The organism is Curtobacterium poinsettiae (assembly GCF_025677645.1).
GTDB lineage: Bacteria > Actinomycetota > Actinomycetes > Actinomycetales > Microbacteriaceae > Curtobacterium > Curtobacterium poinsettiae_A.
This window is the reverse complement of record NZ_CP106879.1, coordinates 2,991,946-3,011,454: the sequence shown is the minus strand read 5'-3', so window position 1 is coordinate 3,011,454 and position 19,509 is coordinate 2,991,946. Positions and strand designations below refer to the sequence as shown.

20 protein-coding genes are annotated in these 19,509 nt (G+C 71.2%); 10 read left to right on the top strand and 10 right to left on the bottom strand.

Features of this window, described 5'->3' with window-relative positions:
• Window positions 1-26: 26 nt before the first annotated feature.
• The 7 genes from OE229_RS14295 to OE229_RS14265 are packed head-to-tail and all read right to left on the bottom strand — an operon-like array spanning window position 27 to window position 9,123.
• Window positions 27-371, bottom strand: a complete 345-nt coding sequence (locus OE229_RS14295) for a hypothetical protein (protein WP_262138597.1) — start codon at window positions 369-371, stop codon at window positions 27-29.
• On the bottom strand, window positions 361-4,425 hold the full coding sequence (gene eccCa, locus OE229_RS14290; protein WP_262138596.1) for a type VII secretion protein EccCa: 4,065 nt from the start codon (window positions 4,423-4,425) through the stop codon (window positions 361-363). Before eccCa ends, OE229_RS14295 begins: the two co-directional genes overlap by 11 nt.
• The gene (locus OE229_RS14285) at window positions 4,422-5,276 is read right to left on the bottom strand and encodes a hypothetical protein (RefSeq protein ID WP_262138595.1); all 855 of its coding nucleotides are present in this window, start codon (window positions 5,274-5,276) and stop codon (window positions 4,422-4,424) included. The genes eccCa and OE229_RS14285 overlap by 4 nt, the downstream gene beginning before the upstream one ends.
• A gap of 2 nt (window positions 5,277-5,278) precedes the next feature.
• The gene (locus tag OE229_RS14280; RefSeq protein ID WP_262138593.1) at window positions 5,279-6,646 is read right to left on the bottom strand and encodes an EsaB/YukD family protein; all 1,368 of its coding nucleotides are present in this window, start codon (window positions 6,644-6,646) and stop codon (window positions 5,279-5,281) included.
• Complete coding sequence (locus tag OE229_RS14275) at window positions 6,643-6,921, bottom strand: hypothetical protein (protein ID WP_262138591.1); 279 nt, start codon at window positions 6,919-6,921, stop codon at window positions 6,643-6,645. The genes OE229_RS14280 and OE229_RS14275 overlap by 4 nt, the downstream gene beginning before the upstream one ends.
• Window positions 6,905-8,014 carry a DUF6177 family protein gene (locus OE229_RS14270; protein ID WP_262138590.1) on the bottom strand — a complete coding sequence of 370 codons (1,110 nt, stop codon included), beginning with the start codon at window positions 8,012-8,014 and terminating at the stop codon, window positions 6,905-6,907. Before OE229_RS14270 ends, OE229_RS14275 begins: the two co-directional genes overlap by 17 nt.
• Window positions 8,011-9,123, bottom strand: a complete 1,113-nt coding sequence (locus tag OE229_RS14265; RefSeq protein WP_262138588.1) for an FHA domain-containing protein — start codon at window positions 9,121-9,123, stop codon at window positions 8,011-8,013. The genes OE229_RS14270 and OE229_RS14265 overlap by 4 nt, the downstream gene beginning before the upstream one ends.
• A 99-nt stretch (window positions 9,124-9,222) precedes the next feature.
• Between OE229_RS14265 and OE229_RS14260 the strand changes: the two genes are divergently transcribed.
• From OE229_RS14260 to OE229_RS14240, 5 genes are read left to right on the top strand one after another with little or no spacing between them, the layout of a single operon-like run.
• Window positions 9,223-9,558 (top strand): WXG100 family type VII secretion target, encoded by a 336-nt coding sequence (locus tag OE229_RS14260; RefSeq protein ID WP_027466433.1) that lies wholly within the window; start codon window positions 9,223-9,225, stop codon window positions 9,556-9,558.
• 29 nt (window positions 9,559-9,587) lie between these two features.
• On the top strand, window positions 9,588-9,905 hold the full coding sequence (locus OE229_RS14255; protein ID WP_262138586.1) for a pore-forming ESAT-6 family protein: 318 nt from the start codon (window positions 9,588-9,590) through the stop codon (window positions 9,903-9,905).
• A gap of 1 nt (window position 9,906) precedes the next feature.
• Window positions 9,907-10,290, top strand: coding sequence for a DUF6507 family protein (locus tag OE229_RS14250; RefSeq protein WP_262138584.1), 384 nt, complete (start codon window positions 9,907-9,909; stop codon window positions 10,288-10,290).
• A complete protein-coding gene (locus OE229_RS14245; RefSeq protein WP_262138582.1) occupies window positions 10,287-12,665 on the top strand; it encodes a TNT domain-containing protein in 2,379 nt (792 codons plus the stop codon). The genes OE229_RS14250 and OE229_RS14245 overlap by 4 nt, the downstream gene beginning before the upstream one ends.
• On the top strand, window positions 12,662-13,183 hold the full coding sequence (locus OE229_RS14240) for a hypothetical protein (protein WP_262138580.1): 522 nt from the start codon (window positions 12,662-12,664) through the stop codon (window positions 13,181-13,183). The genes OE229_RS14245 and OE229_RS14240 overlap by 4 nt, the downstream gene beginning before the upstream one ends.
• 175 nt (window positions 13,184-13,358) lie before the next feature.
• Here OE229_RS14240 and OE229_RS14235 read toward each other — a convergent pair whose 3' ends face one another.
• Window positions 13,359-14,009, bottom strand: a complete 651-nt coding sequence (locus OE229_RS14235; protein WP_262138578.1) for a TNT domain-containing protein — start codon at window positions 14,007-14,009, stop codon at window positions 13,359-13,361.
• A 149-nt stretch (window positions 14,010-14,158) separates the two neighbouring features.
• Between OE229_RS14235 and OE229_RS14230 the strand changes: the two genes are divergently transcribed.
• From OE229_RS14230 to OE229_RS14210, 5 genes are all read left to right on the top strand, one after another.
• A complete protein-coding gene (locus tag OE229_RS14230) occupies window positions 14,159-14,806 on the top strand; it encodes a hypothetical protein (RefSeq protein WP_262138576.1) in 648 nt (215 codons plus the stop codon).
• Between the two features lie 161 nt (window positions 14,807-14,967).
• Window positions 14,968-15,912, top strand: coding sequence for an NADP-dependent oxidoreductase (locus OE229_RS14225; protein ID WP_262138574.1), 945 nt, complete (start codon window positions 14,968-14,970; stop codon window positions 15,910-15,912).
• A 121-nt stretch (window positions 15,913-16,033) separates the two neighbouring features.
• Window positions 16,034-16,606: a DUF805 domain-containing protein gene (locus tag OE229_RS14220; protein WP_262138573.1), complete on the top strand. Its 573-nt coding sequence runs from the start codon at window positions 16,034-16,036 to the stop codon at window positions 16,604-16,606.
• Between the two features lie 82 nt (window positions 16,607-16,688).
• The gene (locus OE229_RS14215) at window positions 16,689-17,273 is read left to right on the top strand and encodes a DUF805 domain-containing protein (protein ID WP_182065814.1); all 585 of its coding nucleotides are present in this window, start codon (window positions 16,689-16,691) and stop codon (window positions 17,271-17,273) included.
• Window positions 17,270-17,974 carry a DUF805 domain-containing protein gene (locus OE229_RS14210; RefSeq protein ID WP_262138572.1) on the top strand — a complete coding sequence of 235 codons (705 nt, stop codon included), beginning with the start codon at window positions 17,270-17,272 and terminating at the stop codon, window positions 17,972-17,974. Before OE229_RS14215 ends, OE229_RS14210 begins: the two co-directional genes overlap by 4 nt.
• A gap of 68 nt (window positions 17,975-18,042) precedes the next feature.
• On the opposite strand, the gene OE229_RS14205 is transcribed toward OE229_RS14210, so the two are convergent.
• Window positions 18,043-18,684: a TNT domain-containing protein gene (locus OE229_RS14205; protein ID WP_262138570.1), complete on the bottom strand. Its 642-nt coding sequence runs from the start codon at window positions 18,682-18,684 to the stop codon at window positions 18,043-18,045.
• 51 nt (window positions 18,685-18,735) lie between these two features.
• A complete protein-coding gene (locus OE229_RS14200) occupies window positions 18,736-19,509 on the bottom strand; it encodes a succinate dehydrogenase iron-sulfur subunit (RefSeq protein WP_262138568.1) in 774 nt (257 codons plus the stop codon).

Sequence of the window (19,509 nt, the reverse complement as noted above, 5' to 3'; positions counted from 1 at the left end):
CGGACCTGAGGTCGGGAGTGGGGTGCTCACGAGCCGTTCTCCACGAGGAGCTGGGCGTCGATCGACGTTGCCAAGGCCCGGACGATCGCCACACCGACCTCGCCCGTCGGCCCCCACGGAACCCAGGCCTCTGTCCACCAGACGGGTGCGGCGAGCGTCGCCCACGGGGCGAGTCGTGCGATCTCGGCGGCGTTGTCGACACGCTCGGGCATCTGGACACTCAGGACGGCACGCCCGCGGTCGTCGACGATCTCGGTGACCACGCGGTCGAGCGTTCGCACCCGCAGATCCGGCGCGATCCGCGCTCCGGCCTCGACCAGAGCGAGCGACGACGGAGCCGCAGCGGACAGGAGGTTCACCTCACGGGGCATCGACGGCTCCCTTCGGGTCGAGCACGGTCGTCTGACCGGCGGGGTCGGCCTGCGCCAGGGTGACGGTCGTCGCCGTGGGGAAGTGGGCGACCTGCACGATTCGTGCGGGCGTCCCGCGTCGGACGAGACGCCCGCGGCCGGGCGGGAACTGCTCCGCGTAGACCTTCGGGAACACCTGCCCCTCCGACCGCTCGCCGCTCAGCACGAGCCCGGTCGCACCCGAGTCGCGGATCGACTGGATCACGGTGTCGTACATCGCGCGTGCCGCACCGGCGACGGGCCGCGTGAGCACGACGTGGAGCCCGAGGTCACGCGCCGACGGCAGGTACGGCATGAGGGGCGCGAGCGGGTCGGTGCCGGCCGAGGCGACGATGTCGTAGTCGTCGACGAGCACCACGATGCGCGGCCGCGGGCCGGTGGACGTGCCGGCTGCGCGCTGCTCGAGCTCGGCGGCGATGGCCGCGGCGAGCCCGCGGGCGTCCCGGCCGTTCGCCGCGTGCCCGCCGAGGAAGTCGTCCGGCGTCCCTGCCGCAGCGCTGCCGCGGACGTCCATGAAGGCGAGGACGAGCTCGTCCGGCGTCGAACGATCCATGAACCCGGCCGCCAGCCCCCGGAGGAGTGCGGTCTTACCACTGGCGGTGTCACCGAACACCAGCAGGTGCTGGTCGACGGCCGGGTCGAACGCCACGAAGTCCATCGTGTCCTGGCGGAGCGCGAACGGCACCCTCGTCGGGGTGTCGAGCGGGTCCGGGAGCTCGGCCGGGTCAAACGACTCCGGGAGCAGGCGGATCGGCGCGGCAGCCGGACCGCCCCAGCTGTCGGCGACCCGCCGGGCGAGGGCGCCGAGTTCGTCGCCGACCACACCGTCCTCCACGTCGTCGAGCACCGGCAGGGCCACCTGGCCGAACAACTCGCCGTCCGTGAGGACACGACCGGGCTCGCCGGACTTCAGGGTCGCCGCGGCGGCGCGGGCGATCGTGGAGTCTGCCGGGTCGTTGAGGCGCATTTCGAACCGCTGCCCGATCAGTGGCTGGCTCGCGAGCCGGAGTTCGTTCCACCGGGTGAGCCCGAGGACGACGTGGATGCCGAAGCTGCCGCCGCGCTGGATCAGGTCGGCGAAAGCATCCTCGAGCTCCTCGAACTCGGTGCGCATCACGCCGAAGCCGTCGACGAGGAGCACCACGTCCGCCGATTGCAGTTCGGGGACACGTCCGGCGGCGTGCCGGGTGCGGAGCATCGCGAGCGAGTCGATGCCGTGGTCGCGGAAGACCCGTTCGCGCAGACGGATCATCGCCTGCAGCTCCTCGACCAGCCGGAGCAGGCGGTTCCGGTCGGCACGCGTGGCGACACCGCCGACGTGCGGGAAGCCCTCGATGCGGCCGAGGCCGCCGCCGGCGAGGTCCATCCCGTAGACGCTGACCTGCCGGGGCGTGGTGGTCAACGCGATCGATGCGGCCAGCGTGCGGAGGAACGTGGTCCGGCCGGAGCCGGGCGCCCCGATGACGGCGACGTGTCCGCCGCCGCGCGTGAGGTCGAGCATCCACGGCCGCTGTCGCTGCCGCGCGGGGTCGTCGAGCAAACCGATCGGCACCGTGACCCCGGTCGGGTCGGAGACGGCGTTCGGGTCGAGGACGGCGCCGAGTGCCAGACGCGTCGGTAGCGGCGGCAGCCACACCGGCGTGGTGTCGCGGTCGCCGCGGTCGAGGCGTTCGACGGCCTCGTCGACGACGCTCCTTCCGACGTCGGGTGCCTCGAGCGTGACCTCACCGGGTCCGTCGTCCTCGGCGGCCAGCGTGTTGTAGACGGGCAGCTCGAAGGGCTCGGGGGCGGTGTCGACCGCGGACGTGGTGACGGCCGACGCGGGAGCGGCGTCTTCGACCGGGCCGGACACGTAGCCGGATCGGAACCGGGTGTACACGCTCGTGTCGACCTTGAGGTAGCCGTAGCCGGGCACCGCGGGCAGGTGGAACGCGTCGCCCGTGTCGAGCACGACCTGGCTCTCGGCTTCGGAGAACGTGCGCAGGCCGAGCCGGTAGGACAGGTACGTGTCGAGGCCGCGGAGCTTGCCGGCTTCGATGCGCTGGCTCGAGAGCAGCAGGTGCACGCCGATCGATCGTCCGATGCGGCCGATCATGAGGAGCAGGTCGACGAACTCGGGTTCCGCGGTGAGCAGCTCGCCGAACTCGTCGATGACGAGCACGAGGTGCGGCATCGGCGGAAGGTCCGGTCGCTGGGTGCGGAGCTCCCGGTAGTGCGTGATCGAGGGCGCCGATCCGGCGTCGCGCAGCATCTCCTGACGCCGTCGGACCTCTCCGGCGATCGACGCGCGAGCACGCCGGGTGAGCTGCGGGTCGTCGGCGAGGTTGTCGATGAGACCCGCGACGTGCGGGAGGCGGGCGAACGGGGCGAACGCGGCACCGCCCTTGTAGTCGACGAGGATCATCGCGAGGTCCTCCGGCGGGTGTGACACCGCGAGGCCGAGCACGAGGGTGCGGAGCATCTCGCTTTTGCCGGACCCGGTCGCGCCGATGCAGATGCCGTGCGGACCCATGCCGAGCTGCGCCGACTCCTTGAGGTCGAGCAGCAGCGGAGCGCCGAAGTCATCGACACCGATCGGCACGCGCAGGAAGTCCCGCGGGGCTCGGGGTCGCCAGGTGCGGTCCGGGTCGATCGTGGCGACGTCGTCGACCCCGAGCAGGTCCGAGACGCCGATGGCGGCCGACGACTCGGCACGCTGCTCGGTGTCGGCGGACAGACGGAGGGGCGCGAGCGCTCGTGCGACGGCGGTGACGAGGGGCGGGGCGACGGGGTCGCAGACAGCGAGCTGGACCGGTGCGGGTTCACCTTCCTCGACGTCGCGGGCGTCGACGATCTCGAGGAGCGTCGTGCGTGCACCGGATCCGGAGCCCGTGCCACGGTCGGCACCCGGGGCGTTCGACCGCGCAGTCACCCGCACCCGGACGTCCGACGGTTCGTCCAGCCGGTCGGCGACGAGGTGCACGACCGTGATCCGGAGGTCCTCCGGCCGGGTCTCGCCCTCGGGGAGCGCGAGCGGAACGGCAACGGCGCCGTGCTCGTCCGCGAACACCACCAGGCGCGGCAGGTCGCTGCGCTTGGCCGAGTCGCCGGACCGCCGGTACATCGCGGCGGTCCGGGCGCGTTCGCCCAACTCGCCGGCGAGGGTGCGTGCGAGCGCCGAGACGTCCTCGGCGACCCGGCGCGCACGTAGCGGCCCGTCGAAGGTGCGGTCCATCCGTGCGTGCGGGAGCAGGTCGAACCAGTCCCAGTCATCGGCGTGCGTCGCCGGGAACGCCGCCGCGAGGTGCAGGTCGTCCGGGGCGTGCAGCGCTGCGAGCTGCACGACGAGTGCCCGCGCGACCTCGAGCACGGCGTCGCGGTCACCGACGACCGAGACGTCCCCGGCGCCGTCGAGTCGGACCGCGATGGGCATGGCGTGCACGGTGCCGTAGTGTTCGGCGACCTGCTCGAGCTCGGCGAGCATGAGCGGGTCGAGAGGCTGCACCGGGTTCTGGTCCGGCGGCACGGCGAGGTCGAGCCACCCCACGTCACCTGATCCGACGCGGACCCGCAGGAAGTCACCGTGCGTGCGCCGCCGTTCCCAGAGGCGTGCCGGGTCACCGACGAGGCGGGGGAGGGTGTCAGGTGCGGGGTCGACGTGCTCGGCGCGCTCGCGGACGGCGGTCGTCCGCGTCCGCAGTGCACCGCGCAGTTCCTCGAGGTAGTCGAGGTACCGCTCGCGCTGCGTCCGTCGGTTCCGGACGGCATTGCCCCGCTGGGTGAACGCCATGCCGAGGCCGCCGACGAGGGCGACCACGAAGACCAGGGCGGCGACGACCATGAGCACCGGGTTGTTTCCTCGGAGCACGACCATCATCACGACCGACGAGATCGCACCGACGACCGGCAGCAGCGACTGCAGCGGGAGGCCGCCACTCGGCCCCTCCGGGAGCTGCGGTGGCGGGGCGAGTTGGTCGGCCTCGGGACGGACGAGCGGGGTTGAGACCCGGGCGGGCCGGTGCACGACGCGGTTCACCGGGCGACCTCCGGGGTCGTGTGGCTGGTGCGACGGTCGACCGCGGCGTCGACGAGCGCTGCCGTCAGGTGGATGAGCGCGATACGGGAGGAGGTGGGGCGTTCGCCGACCCCGGCGGCGCTCGGGTCGCCCGGGATCGGGTGGACGGCGTGCCCGGGCCACCGGACGGCGGTGCGCGCGGCCCGGAGGCCAGCCCCCGTGGTGTCGACCGGGACGACCAGGACGCGGGTGTCCGGCGCGTGCCGCCGGACGGCGTCGGCGTGGGCGACGCCCTCCTCGATGGCGGGGCGGTCCGTGCCGGTGACGAGGGCGACGACGTGGGCATCGGCAGCCACGGCGCCGAGGTCGACGAACGGGCTCCTTGACCCCCAGTCCCCGACGACGACGTCGAAGAACCGCGCGATCGGTTCGACGGCGTCGGTCCATTCGGCGGGTGAGGCCTGTCGGCTCGGGAGGCGCGGGTCGCCGATCCGGAGCACGTGCAGTCCGGACGGGGTCACCGCCAGACCGTCGGTCGCGTCCCAGGACGTCCGGGCGGCGTCACGGCGCTCGGACCGCGGCGTCGGGTCCGTCCGGTCGGCGCCAGCGTGGGTGGCGAACGAGCGCAGCCCGGCGGCACCGTCCACGCCGAGCACCCGTCCGGAGCGACGACGGGCGAGCACGGTCGCCACGGCTGCGGCGGTCACGGAGCAGCCGGTGCCGCCCCGGAGCGAGGCGAACGCGATGCGCCGACTGGTGGGAACGGCCTGCCGGATGGCCCGGTGCGCATCGTCGAGCTCGCGTGCACCACCGGCCACGCTGCCGAAGAACGCCCGCCCGAGCGCGGGGACGAGGTCGTCGAGGAGCCGCATGGTCAGAACGTCTCCAGGAGTGCGGCGAAGAGACCGAAGGTACCGAGCAGCAGCGGCAGTGCCACGACGACCGAGATGGTCTCGAGGACGTTGCCGAGCGACCGCAGCCGGGCTCGCTGGTGTGCGGCCGGCCGGACCCCGGCAAGCAGGGCTCCGAGCACCCCGAGGCCTGCGAGCGCGCCGAACACCTGGAACGGTGCGGTGGTGGCATGGCCGAGGAGCCCGAGCACCGCGGCGACCACGACGGCGCTCCAGAGCAGCACGCCCTGCAGCGTCAGCGGGAAGGCGCGCGTGCGGAGTGCGGCGACGACGACCACCGCGGCGCCGAGCCCGGCGGCCCAGGGGCCGCGGTCGGAGACGAGTGCGGCGCCGGCGAGGGCGATGGGGGCGGCCACCGCGGCGGTCGTCCAGTCGAGTGCCCGGTACGCGTCCTCGAGCGCCGTGACGACGCGGGCGCGAGCGACGGGCTCGCCGCCGCTCACCCGGTCGTCGAGGCCGGTCAGTCCGGCGGAGGACATCGCGACCGAGGGCAGGAGCCCGCAGACGGCGATGGCTGCGATCCCGACCACGCCCCAACCGGCGGCCTGCGGGGCCGGAGTGAGCCAGGTGAGCATGCCGAGCAGCGGGAGCACGACGCCGACGACGGCCGCGACGCCGATCGTGCGCGTGCGCTGTCCGACGCCGAGTCCGAAACCGAGCGCCATCCACGCCCAGACGAGCACCAGGGCGGCGACCATCGCGGGTTGGTCGCCGTCCCGCCCGACGACCGGTCCGACGGCCAGCCCGATCGGCAGCGCGAGCCCGGTGGCCGCGGCGGTGAGGGCGATGCCGGTCCAGCGGGCCCCGGCACGACCCGCGACGAGCGCCGCGATCGCCAGGACCACGCCGCTGCCGACGAGCACGGACGGCAACAGTGCGGGGGAGACGGTCCCGCCGTCGAACGCGGCTCGGACCGACGCGACGGTGAACGCGGCGACCACGAGGGTGCCCGCGACCGAGGCGGTGGCCCCGACGGCTGCGGCGGCGACGGACTGGCGTGCGGCGGTGCCCCAGCCGTCGCGACGACGGCCGAGCGAGTCCGCGACGGCGTCGGTGACGTCGGAGACCTCGGGCGGCGGAGGTGCGTCGGCGCGACGGACGAGGTGCAGGACCTCGCCGTCGGCGATCTCCTGCGTGGCGGCGTCCGCGGCCAGAGACACCTCTTCGCCGGTGACGCGCACGAGGGCGACGGGTTGCGCGCTGTCCGCGATCGGTTCGTCGAGGATGTCGACCAGGCGCGGCAGCAGTCCGGCGAACGGCTCATCGGAGGCGACGACGACGTCGGCACGGCGGCCGACACCGACGACGGTCACGCGGGTGAAGTCGCTCAATTGGTCTCCTGCTGGGATTGCGTGGTCGGCACCGGTCGCGGTGTCTGCTGCGCCTGTTGCTGAGCGGCCTGCTGCGCTAGTGCGTTCGTGACGAAGGAGTACCCGAGGCACCCGACCCCCACGACCGCGGCGAGCACCACGCTGCCGATGAACCGCTTGACGTTGTCGTTCACCGACCGGCGGTCGGCGAGGCGCCCGAGCACGAACGCCTGCCGGAGTCGTCGGCGGTGCGTCGAGACGCTCTCCAGCAGGATCGAGTCACTGTTCCGCGGCACGCTGCACCTGCTCCCTCGTCCGGTCGTCCATCCCGACGGCGTCGGCGACGCGGTCGGGGCCGATGTGGCCGACGACGTCGGCCAGCTCCTCGACCGGGTTGCGCTCCTGCTGCCGCCCGAAGGGCAGCACGAGCGCCGGGATCCGAGGGCGTCCGGCGATGACGGCGCCGAAGCGGTCGCGCATCGCCTCGACGTCGAGGTCGAGCTGCCGGACCGCCGGCGCACCGAGGAGCATCGCGACCGGCAGCGGGGGCGGGGACAGGCGTGGCGCCTGCGCGAGGTCCGCGCGGCCCGGGCGCCGGAGCACCAGGGCGAAGAGCGGCAGCTGCGTCGTGGCGAGCCGCCCGAGCACCTGCGGGACGGCGGCGACCCGCATGTCGGAGACGGTGTCCCCGAGCGCACCGACCGCGAGCAGCCCGGTTGTGAGCTCCTCGACGCCGTGCTCGGTGCGCTGCACGGCGATCGTCACCGCGAGGGGCGCGTGGGGTGAACCGACGGCGAGGAACCGCGTGGCGTCGGGCATCCGCGAGCGAGCGGCCTCGGTGAGCGTGCACCGGTCCCACGCGTGACCCGCGGGTTCGTGCGTCCCCCAACCGGTCGGTGCCGCCCCGGCGAGCTCCGTCGCGAGGAGTTCGGTGGTGGCCCCGAGGACGGTCTCGTCCGCGGCCCGGTGCCGGACGGACACCGAGACGACGAGGTGATCCGCCGTCGGCGTCCACGGCCGCAGGTACCCAACGGCGACGTCCTGCACCAAGGTCGGCGGGTCGGTCCGGAGCGCGTCCCTGAAGTCGTCGAGTCGTCCGCCGTCGAGTCCGTTCCGCAGGCCGTCGTCACCGCGGACGACCCACGCCCCGCCGCAGTCGAGCAACGCCTGGCGGAAGGCCTCGGTCACGACGGACAGGCCGTCGGTCACCAGGATCGGGCGGGCGCCCTCGCGTGCCGCGGTGGCGAGCAGGTCGGCCTGGGCGCGCCCGAGCCGCACGATTCCCGAGCGGGTCTCGTAGCGGATGCTGCCGTCGCCCGCCGAGTCGACGAGCGGGTGCTTCGCGACCGGGCGGTCGTCCTCGGCGGTGTCGCCTCGGAGCGGGTTCACGTCGCGGCTCCGACCCGGTCGACCACGAACGCGTGGTCGCCGATCCGGACCGTCGAGCCGACGGGTACGGGCAGGTCCACGCCGGGGACGAGGTCCTGGAACGAGGCGTCCGGACGGACCACCGAGGTGCCGTTGGTCGAACCGAGGTCGCGGAGCACGACGACCCCGCCGGCCTGCACGAGGGCGACGTGCGTCTTCGAGAGCGTGCGCGACAGGTCCGGCACCGCAACCGTCGCGACGCCGGGCTCCGCCTCGGGGTTCCGGCCGATCACGCAGGTTCCGCCGAACCAGTGCACGGCGCCGGAGTCGAACCGCAGGACGACCGCGTCGGGCGGCACCGAGTCGTCGGCCACCGGTTCGGTCGGCGCGGGCACCGCCGCGAATCCGGGCGCGGGGGTGGGACCGAACCCCGCACGACGGGTGGCGTCCAGACCAGCCTGCACCGCGCCTCCAGGCAGCGGCGTCGACCCCGGACGGACACCCGCCGACGCGGCGGCACCGAAGGCGGTGCCGAGCGCGGGCACCGCGGGGTCGAGCGGCTCGCGTCCGCGGTTCAGCGAGGCGGTCAGCGTGCCCGTCGCCGCGGCCCACGAGCCGGCTCCGGCCGCACGCCGGTACCGACGGTCACCGAGTCGGGTGAGCTGCCGGACGGGCCCGGCGGGCAGCGCGTCGTCGACGTCGACGACGCGGGTACCGAGGAGCAACCCGCCCGGCCCGCGGCCCGTCCTGGAGGCACGCATCACCGTGATCACGGTCGTCACGACGAGCCCGGCGACCGCTCCGGCGACGCCGGTGCCCACGGGGTCAGAGGAGCGGACCGCGGCGCGGGCGAGGAAGAGGAGGGCGGCGCCGGCGGCACCGCCGAGCAGGCAGACGACGACGTCCACCAGCCGGGCAAGGAGGACGGAACCGGCCGGGGCCGTGGCGACGCCCTGCAGTGCGTCGTACTCGGCGGAGCCGGTCGTGCGCCCGAGGAGGGCGCCGCAGTCGGTGCAGAAGCGCTGGCCCTGGCTCGTTGCGACCCCGCATCGACCACAGGTCAGCACGGGCACCACGGACTCGACCACGATCGACGACATGCCCCACCTCCCCTCGGCAGGAACGATCATGTCAGAACCCGGGGGTGACGCGCGCGGCGGACGTGGTCTACGCTGCGAGTGTTCGCTGTCACCCGTTCGGGGTGGGGGAAACGACGAAGGGGATGCGCGATGAAGTTCGCGATGGGGGCTCAGGTCCTGACGAACCTGACCAAGCAGACGTCCGGTGCTTCCGGTGACCTGGGGACGCTCGTCCGCAAGCTCGCCGACTCGGCCGAGCCGCTGCAGGGTCGCTTCAACGGTGCCGGTCGACAGGCCTTCGACCGCTTCAAGGCCGAGACCGACACCATCGCCAACGAGCTGAACGGTGCGCTCGCGAGCGTGCTGCAGGGCATCTCGGGCATGGACCGTTCGTTCCAGGAAGGCGACCAGGACATGGCGCAGTCCACGAGCTCGCTCGAGGGCAGCTCGAACTTCGACGCGGCCCGCTTCAGCGGCCGCGCCTGACGGATCTCCGGGGAGAGGGAGAGAACACCATGAGCGGTGGCAATCAGGCAGATCGTCGCGATTACGACGTCGCGGCCTCGCAGAACGCGCAGGACAACTTCAACGCCGTGGCGGCGCAGCTCGAGTCGCTCATCGCGCAGCGTGACTCGGCCGTGAAGGCAGCCATGGCCGACTACCAGGCCGACGGCGTCTCGGACGAGTACCACGCCAAGGAACAGCGGTGGAACACCGTCGCCGGCGAGGTCAAGCAGATCATCGCGACGCTGCGTGCATCGTTGCAGTCGAACGACGAGTCGGCGCAGTCGGCCATCAGCAAGGCGAAGTCAGCCGTCGGCAACATCGGCTGACGTGGTCGACGGATGGCGGGTCGACCCCGCGGGGGTCGAGGCTGTGCTGGCGGACGTGTCCACCAAGGCCACGACGATGAACAACGCACTGGGCGGATCCGAGGACGGATCCATGCGGGGCGTCGGAGAAGTCGTGCAGGACGCCGCGACGGCAGCACAGTCACAGGTGATCGGTGAGGCGCTTGCCGGGTTCTTCGAGCACCGGCAGGCCACACTCACGGGGATCCAGAATCGGATCCAGGCGTCGCTGTACGGTGCTGCCGGCGCAACACGCGCCATCGTCGACGGCGATGACGAGATGGGTGCAGCGACGGCGCAGGCGAACGCCGTCACGGCGTCCACCAACGGCGACTTCCGAGCGTTCGACGGGATGTTCGACCGGTGACCGGCGTCGTCGAGACGGGAGCCATTCCGTACACGGACGTCCAACTCGAGGCGATCACGAGCGGGGCCGCTTCGCTGCGGACCGTCGCATCCGCAGTCCGTGACGGCACTGCCGACATCGTGACCGCTTGGAGTGGCATCTCCGGATCCTACGAGGGCCCGAGCGACGAGGAACTGTTCGCGGTCATGACGCCCGTCGGACCCCAGGGCACGACGTTCGGCGACGACCTGGACACCGCTGCGAAGGCGCTGGACACGTTCGTCACCGAGGTCACGCCGATCGTCGCAGCGCTCAAGGCCTACGTCACACGTGCCGAGCAGCTGCACCGCGATGTCGACGCGTTCACCCCGAAGACCGCGACGACCGAGTACGGCAACAACGCGGTCGTCGAGTCCTGGGATCAGGATGCGACCCTGACCGACGAGAACAACGCGATCATCAACGGCGTCGCCGCCCAGGTGGTGGCGTACCAGGCTGCCGAGCGCACCTGCGCGAACACCATCCGCGGGCTGTCCGGCCTGCAACCGCTGCACGCGATGAGCGGCAGTGGCTCGGACGATGCCCTCGCATACGGCTACGACGAACTGCCCGCCGGCACGAAGCTGCCGTGGGGGACCGCATCGGAACGCAAGGAATCGTGCTCCGAGAAGACCGTCGACTTCCTGCCGAACATGCTCAAGGCCGTCGTCGTCGACGGCATCTGGGGCACCGTGAAGGGGCTCGGCACCCTCGTCGGTCTGGACGGCACGGGTTTCCACTTGGAAACCGCGGCGACGTCGTGGAGCGGAGTGCTCGCCCTCACCGGCTTCAACACGAAGACCATGCAGAAGGACCCTGAGCTCCAGCGCGAGGCGTGGACCCAGGTGGGGAAGGCCACCATCGGTTGGGACGAATGGGGCAGGGACCCCGGTCGCGCCGCCGGACAGGCCCTGTGGGGGATCGGCTCGATCGTCATCCCGATCGCCGGGCAGGCGGGCAAGCTCGGTGCCGTCGGCAAGGTCGGGGGAGTCGCGGGGGGCGTCGGCAAGGCGGGCAAGTACCTCGAGCTCGTCGAACCCGGCGCGTGGGTCTCGAAGGGCCTGACCAAGGTGCTGCCCAAGCTCGATGAGCTCAAGACGATCATGACGAAGGGCGTCGGTGACGACGCCGTCGGGTCGACCGGGCGCCTCGCCGACTTCAAGACCGGGCTCGGCGACTTCCTGCACGGACGACACGGCGACACCGACGTAGAGGTGCCGCCGGCTCGGACGGAGGCGGACGCGGACGTGCGTCCGGGGAGTGACGCGAGCGCGCGCGCTGACGGCGGCAGCGATGCGACGGTGCGCGTGCCGGAGCGGGAGCTTGCACCCATCGGGGCCGGTGGGCGCGGGGAACACGGCGGGACCGCGACGGCGGACGGTGGTTCGACGTCGGGGTCGCACGGCGGGGCTGGGCACGGGGACGGCTCGGGCGCGAACGGTGGCGGTCCGACGGGCCAGGGCGGCTCCGGCCACGGGACGGACGCCGACCACGGCACTGGGTCGGGTGCCGAGCCGGGCGACGGCGTTCCGCCGGACCGTGGGCACGAGGCGAACCCGAAGGAGTCGTTCGGGCAGGTGCCGTACGGGGACGGTGTGGCGAACCACGCGGGCCCCGGCGGCGGTCCGCTCGTTGACGACCTCACCCGTGCCGACGGCGAACTGCCGAAGGGGGTCACCCACGTCCGCGACGAGGTCGCTCCAGTCGACGAATCGCCGGGCACCACGGAGCCGGGGTACGGGGAAGCACATCCCGACCACGGCGCGTTCAACCCTGCGTTCGCCGCGCCAGGCGATCCGCTCTACGAAGGCAGCGGCCGTGTCAATCCCGCGACTGAGCAGTTCCTCACGACCAAACCCGGCCCTGACGGGTACTACGGTCACCATGCGGACGGCACCCCGCTGACCCGCGACGAGTACGTTGAGCGCTACATCCAGCCGGACGGGCGGCCTCGCTACCCGGAAAACAACGGCGCCGTCGCCGGATCGCGGATCGAGTTCGAAGATCCGACCACGTTCGATCAGTACTACTCGACGACCGTCGATCGCATGGGAGGTGACACTGGCGGGTACTTCTCGTTCCCGGGAACGTCGTTCGAACAACGCGGTCTTCCTCCCACGAATCTCCGTGACCCCTACTCCGTATTCGAGATGGACACGGCTGCGATGAAGGAGAACGGCTTCCGGGTGCAGATCAGCCGGGTTGATCCTGCGTTCGCGCAACCGGGCGGAGGTTTGCAGGTCCAGATCATCGATCCGTCGAGTGGGAAGGCCCTGACCGTGAAGCAGATGCTCGAAGGAGTACCAGACTTCGGTTGGCGACCGACGCTTGTCCGTAAGGCTGTGGTCATCCCGTGACCCCGTCGCCTGCTGACATTCCCCATGCCGCCCAGCTCGGAGCGTTCGTCGGAAATTCCGGACCGGACTGGTCTGGCCTACCGGGAATTCTTCGTCAGCCGGAGGTCATTTTCGAGTACGGCAACACAGAGACTTCCAGCAGGGTCGAATCCTGCACAAAAGGGTACCGGCTCGTCGACCGCGACCGAGCGCACGAGTCCACAGCGGCAGAGTTTTCGCACATCGACGACGTCGAGCGCTTCATCGCGATCAGGGACGGCAGCAATCGTTCGTCGGGCCTGTGGTTCCCTGGCCGGGCCACTGCGCCAGAGGCCGTGACCCTGCAATCGGACGATGGCACCTACGTCTTCTCCTGGGGGCACGGTGACGAGCACATCGTCCGGGCCTTCGGGATACCGGCAGCGAGTGCTGCGTACCGACTCGCCTGGGTGCGCGCTTTGCCACTCGAGCAGGTGATCGACGTCGTTTCCGCGTCCTCCCCGATGGAGCGGCTGGCAGCGCACGGGATTCGCACGTAGACCCCGACGACAGCCGAAATGCTTCGGAGCGCGCTGCGCGCGCCAGCCTGGCCTGGCTAGCCCCGTCCGAAAGCAGCGCGTCAGAGGCGTCGAGTTCGACGCGGCCAGAAGATTGAGGACCGGGGGCAACTTTCGCCGGGTCCTTCCCCGGTCATCGGATCGAGCGCTACCCCAGCTACCGCGCCCCGACCGGCACGGAAACCCGCCGAAGCGAACCGTCGACGATGAGGTCCCGGATCGTGACCGACTCGTCGGCGATCGCGTAGCGAACAGAACCTCCGGGCTGGCCGAACCAGCTCGGCACGATCGATGCCTGTACGAGGACTGTTGCCTCGGTCACGAACTGGTGGACGCCAGACGGCTCGCGAAGCGCCGTCGGCGGCAAGGAGCGGGACTCGAACGACGAATTCAGCTCTGTCAGGAGCCAGCCGTCGAGCGCACCGATCCGGTCGAGGAGGATTCCTGGCGGAAGCTGAATCAGGCTCGCTCCACCACGAGCGGTGATCTGCTCGCGCAACTTCGGGTAATACGGAGCGAGTCGCGTTTCGATCGCCGCGACCTCAGCGGAGGTCATCGCCAAGACAGGTGGAAGCGGCCGGTCGAGGAACGACAACAACGACCGAGCGATGCCGTCGAAGTCGGGTGACGCGGCGACGAGCCGCGCTCGCCCGTAGTCCGTGCAGTGGACCTCGAACCGCTCCCCGATCTGTACCACCCGGAGCGCGCCCTCGACAGGCGGCCCGACCGGACGTTCGTCGGGGAGGAGCACCTGTTCGGGGCTGTGTCCCCGGTTGTCGAGGGCCGCGCGCAGTTGTTCGAACGTCACGTGACGAGCGTAACAATGGACGTCGGCGCTCGTGGAGCGAGTCGCTGTGCTACACCAGCTCCCGCGCGGTCCTCGGTGAAGCGAGAAAGCACCTCGTGGAGATCCACATGCTGTTCCGTGCGTGCCCTCGGGTGCTCTGGAGTCCTGTCATGACCAAAGACGCTCCGGGAGTGTTCCGTCACATGGGGCTCCTCGAGAGTGTCCTGCGGCGCGCCGGGAACGACCGCGTCGTCGTCGACGCGCAGAAGGTCCAGCACGGCGATCTCGAGACGGTTCAGCGCTTCGCGGTATCGGACGGATCGGTGGTCGAGTGGCGGCGGGGCCGAGGGACGGGCGCTCTGACGGGTACACGTTTCGAATCGGCGGCAGATGCTGAGTTGTGGATCGTCGCGGACGCGTGCGGATACCTGCGTGAGGCTCATGGTCTCCCGATTGCGCACTGGCTCCTCGAACGCCGCGACGAACTTCCCAGTGGGATGTCCTTGTCCGTCGAGGACAACAGGAATCTGCTCGGGTGGACGGTCAGAGAGGTTTCGCACCGCGCGTGGTTCGGAGGCGGTCCCGTGCCGCTGCCCCAGTCCTCCCGACGCGTGAACACCTGCATTCGGGGGTCAGCGCTGTGGAAACCCCCTCATCCACAAGCCGGACTCACCGCGCATCCACGCGTCGCCTCCTCGCGATCGCCACGCTGCCACCTCCGCATCGTGTTCGCGGCGGAAGTGGTCGTGGGCGCGGCGGCCGGCGCGTGCTCGCGCGAGCGCGTCCTCGAGCGCTGCTGCAGACGGCGATGCGGCTGACGTCCAGCCGGTCCATGACGACGGCGTCGACATGATTGCGCGGGTCTTCGAACGCGACCAAGGCCAAACCCTTCTCCGTACGGGCTCTCAGGAGGTCCGCGAGGCTCGTCGGTTGCTCGTGGCTCGTCACGCCAGCAGGCCATCGGCGTACCGTCGCCCGCATGACGAAGCACTGGGTGGCACCGCGGTTCGGCGGCAGCGAGGTCCTCGAGTACACCGACACAGCGGTATCCACGCCCAGCCCCGGCGAGGTCACCATCCGCGTCCGCGCCGCCGGCATGAACCCCGCCGACACGAAGCACACCCGCCAGGGTGACCCGTCCGACCTGCCGATCGCCGTCGGCTACGAGGTCGCCGGCACCATCAGCGCGATCGGGCCCGACACCGAGATCGCGTCCGGAGGGGGAGCCGTCGGTGACGATGTCCTCGCGTTCCGCGTCCAGGGCGGGTGGGCCGAGGAACTGACGGTGCCCGCGCGCGACGTGTTCGCGAAGCCCGCCTCGCTCGGCTTCCCCGAGGCCGCGAACCTCCTCCTCGCCGGGACCACCGCAGCCGACATGCTCCGGGTCACCCGGGCCTCCGGGAACGACACCGTCCTCGTGCACGGCGCCGCCGGAGCCGTGGGGATCAGCCTGCTCCAGCAGCTCCGCCTGCTCGGCGCCCGGGTGATCGGGACCGCGTCCGAACGGAACGCCGACGTGGTCGCGGACTTCGGTGGGGAGTGGATCGCCTACGGGGACGGGCTCGAGGAGCGGGTCCGAGCGTTGGTCGCGGACGGCACGGGCGACGGCGTCGACGTGGCGCTCGACTGCGTCGGCACCGACGAGGCGGTGGACGTCTCCCTCGCGCTCGTCGCAGACCGCTCGCGCATCGTGACCATCGCGGCACCCGGCCGCGCGGAGTCCGACGGCATCCGGGCGATCGGCGGCGCACAGCCGGAGAGCAAGGCGTTCCGTGACTCCGTTCGGCAGCGGCTCATCGACCTCGCTGGCGCCGGAAAGCTCGAGGTCCCGGTGGCGCGGACCTTCCCCCTGTCTGAGGCGAAGGCGGCGGCGGAACTGCTGGAGTCCGGGCACCCCGGAGGCAAGCTCGCGCTCCTGCCCTGACCGCACGGTCGGGTCAGGTGCACGGTCGGGACAGGAGTCGTCCGCACGGATGACGCTCGCCGGCTCGGGGGAGTGCCACACTCTGTGTGGACCGACAGCCCCCGCCGGAAGGAACGCACCGATGAGCGACCAGTACCCGCCCCGCGACCCGTACGGGCAGCAGCCGGGCCCGTACGGACAGCAGCCGTGGGGCCAGCAGCCTCCGGCGCAGTACGGGCAGTACGGGCAGAACGGGCAGTACGGGCAGTCGGCGCGGCCCGGTCCGGGGCAGCCGAGTGGTGGGAGGTCCGAGCCGCCGCTCTGGGCGCCCTGGTACGGCATCCCCTTCCCCCAAGCGTTCCTGCGGTTCTGGAAGAAGTACGTGCGGTTCGACGGTCGGGCCAGCCAGTCGGAGTACTGGTTCTGGGCGCTCTGGTACCTCATCGGCTCGGCGGTGGCCGGCATCATCGGCAGCGGGTTCGACGTGCTGCCGTTCGTCGACGACGGTTCGGACGGCCTCGGCAGCTTGTGGAGTCTCGCCTGTGCCCTCGGGTTCATCGCGTTGACGGTTCGGCGGCTGCACGACGTGAACCTCAGTGGCCTGCTCGCCCTGCTGTTCATCGTCCCGCCGATCGGCATCCTGTTCTCGCTGATCATCGGGCTGATGTCCTCGAACCCTCAGGGGCAGCAGTACGACCGCCCGCTGCAGGGCTGACGCGCGGCACCGGTTCTGACGGCCCCTCAGGAGTTCTGGTTGACTCGGACGAAAACGCCGGACACCACTCGAGGGGGACCACGTGAGCGACCAGTACCCGCAGGATCCGAACAACCAGCCGAACGCCCAGTTCGGCGGCGCACCGCAGTACGGTGGCGTGCCGCAGTACGGCCAGCAGCCGCCGACCGGGCCCGACGGCGAACCGCCGCTCTGGGCGCCGTGGTACGGGATCTCGTTCGGCAAGGCCGTCGGTCGCTTCTTCAAGAAGTACGCGACGTTCAGCGGTCGTGCCAGCCGGAGCGAGTTCTGGTGGTGGTACCTGGCGAACGGGATCGTGTTCGTCGTCCTCAGCATCCTGTACGGCATCGGTATCGGCACCTCAGAGCGCTCGACCGTGTCCACGTCGACCGCGACGTCCACCAGCGTCCAGTCGACCGTCACCGACCCGTCGGCACTCTTCGTCATCTCGGGCATCCTGTTCCTGCTCTGGGGCCTCGCGATCATCGTCCCGACGCTCGCCCTCGGATGGCGCCGCCTGCACGACGCGAACCTCCCCGGTGCGCTGTGGATCATCGCGCTCTTCGTCGGCATCGTCGGCATCGTCTTCGGCCTGCTGCCCTCGAACCCGCAGGGTGCGCGGTACGACCGCCCCGACTCGAGCCGATGAGCAACGACGGGACGCCCCAGTGGGGCCAGCCCGGGGGCGATCAGCAGCAGGGGCAGCCGGGCTCCGGGCAGCAGCCGGGATACGGGCAGCAGCCCGGGTACGGGCAGCAGCCTCAGTACGGGCAGCAGCCTCAGTACGGGCAGCAGCCGGGCTACGGACAGCAGCCGCACCAGCAGCCGTACGCGCAGCCGTACGCTGACCCGTACCCGCAGTTCGCGCAGCCGGTCCCGCTCGGGCCCGACGGTGTCCCGCCGATCTGGGCACCGTGGTACGGCATCGGGTTCCTCGACGCGTTCACCCGGTTCTTCAAGAAGTACGCCCGGTTCGACGGCCGCGCCAGCCGGAGCGAGTTCTGGTACTTCGTGCTCGCCAACGCCATCGTGACGATCGTGCTGTTCGGCGGGTTCTACGCCGTCCTCTTCGCGACGGTCGGGACGAGTGGCGCCGTCGACGAGTACGGCAACCCCACGGGGAGCAGCGCGCCGTCGCCGTTCGCCTTCGTCCTGCTCGCGCTCTACTTCATCTGGTGGCTCGCCACGATCGTGCCGGGTATCGCCCTCGGTTGGCGTCGCGTGCACGACGCGAACCTGGCAGGCCCGTTCTGGTTGATCGCGCTCTTCGTCAGCGCAGCTGCGATCGTGTTCGGCTGCCTGCCGTCGAACCCTGCCGGTGCGCAGTACGACCGTCCCGACCTGCGCTAGCTCCACGAACCAGAACAGCCCGCCCCGCGCATCGAGCGCGGGGCGGGCTGTTCGTGTGTCGGCGGAGCTCAGACCGCCCGGAGACGGACGAGCGCACCGTCTACGACCAGGTCCCGAACGGTGGCCGAAGGGTCGGCGATCTGGAAGCGCAGCGCGCCGCCCGGCTGCTCGAACCACGGCTGGACGAAGCGGACGTTCACCAGGAACGGCCGGTCGACGACGTACCGGTGGGTCTCCGGCGACGCCGCCACGTGCGGGGGCAGCGACCGGCTGGGCAGCGGGGTATCGAGCGGGTGCAGCAGGTAGCCGTCCGGGCCACCGATGCGGTCGACGGGCACACTGGCCGGGATCTGGATGGTCAGCCCCTGCTCGCCGGCCTGCGCGACCTGCTGCGCGAGCTGCGGGTAGGTCGACGCTGCGCGGTCGCGGAGCCCGTCGAGCTCGTGGCGGGGGATGTCACGCGGTTCCGGGAACGGACGGTTCAGGAACCGGCGCAGCATCTCGACCGCGTCGTCCTCACCCGTGGCCTGCGCGAGACGACGAGCCGTGCCGTAGTCGACGACCTCGAGTGCGTAGCCGGAGGCGTCGGTCTGGACGACGCGGAGCGCTCCCTCGACCGGCGGTTCGTGCAGGGTCTCGCCGGGGAGCTGCACGTACCGGGTCGTGTAGCCGAGCTGGTCGAGGATGGGGCGGGTGTCCGCGAACGTCATGGTCGGGAGCCTATCGGTCGGCGTGGTGCTGGGCCTCGGACGGAGCCGGGACTACGCCCGGCCCCGCATGATCGCCTGCTTGACCTCGGAGATCGCCTTCGTGACCTGGATGCCGCGCGGGCACGCGTCGGTGCAGTTGAAGGTCGTGCGGCAGCGCCAGACGCCTTCCTTGTCGTTGAGGATGTCGAGGCGGACGTCCGCGGCGTCATCGCGGGAGTCGAAGATGAAGCGGTGGGCGTTCACGATCGCGGCGGGACCGAAGTACTGCCCGTCGGTCCAGAACACCGGGCAGGACGACGTGCACGCGGCGCAGAGGATGCACTTCGTGGTGTCGTCGAAGCGGGCGCGGTCGGCGACGGACTGCACACGCTCCTTGCCGGGCGTCGGGGCTGAGGACGACTGCAGGAACGGCTGGACCTCGCGGTAGCTCTGGAAGAAGGGCTCCATGTCGACGACGAGGTCCTTCTCGAGCGGCAGACCCTTGATCGCCTCGACGTAGATCGGCTTCGAGACGTCGAGGTCCTTGATCAGGGTCTTGCACGCCAGTCGGTTGCGACCGTTGATCCGCATGGCGTCGGAACCGCAGACGCCGTGTGCGCAGGATCGGCGGAAGGTCAGGGACCCGTCCTGCTCCCACTTGATCTTGTGCAGGGCGTCGAGGATGCGGTCGGTCGGCAGCATCATGACGTCGAAGTCCTGCCAGCGCGGCTCGTCGTCGACGTCGGGGTCGAAGCGACGGACGATGACCGTGACGGAGAAGGATCCGGGAGGGGCGTCCTGCACGGTGTCGGTGCGGCGCGCTTCGGAGACCAGGGTGTCGGTCAT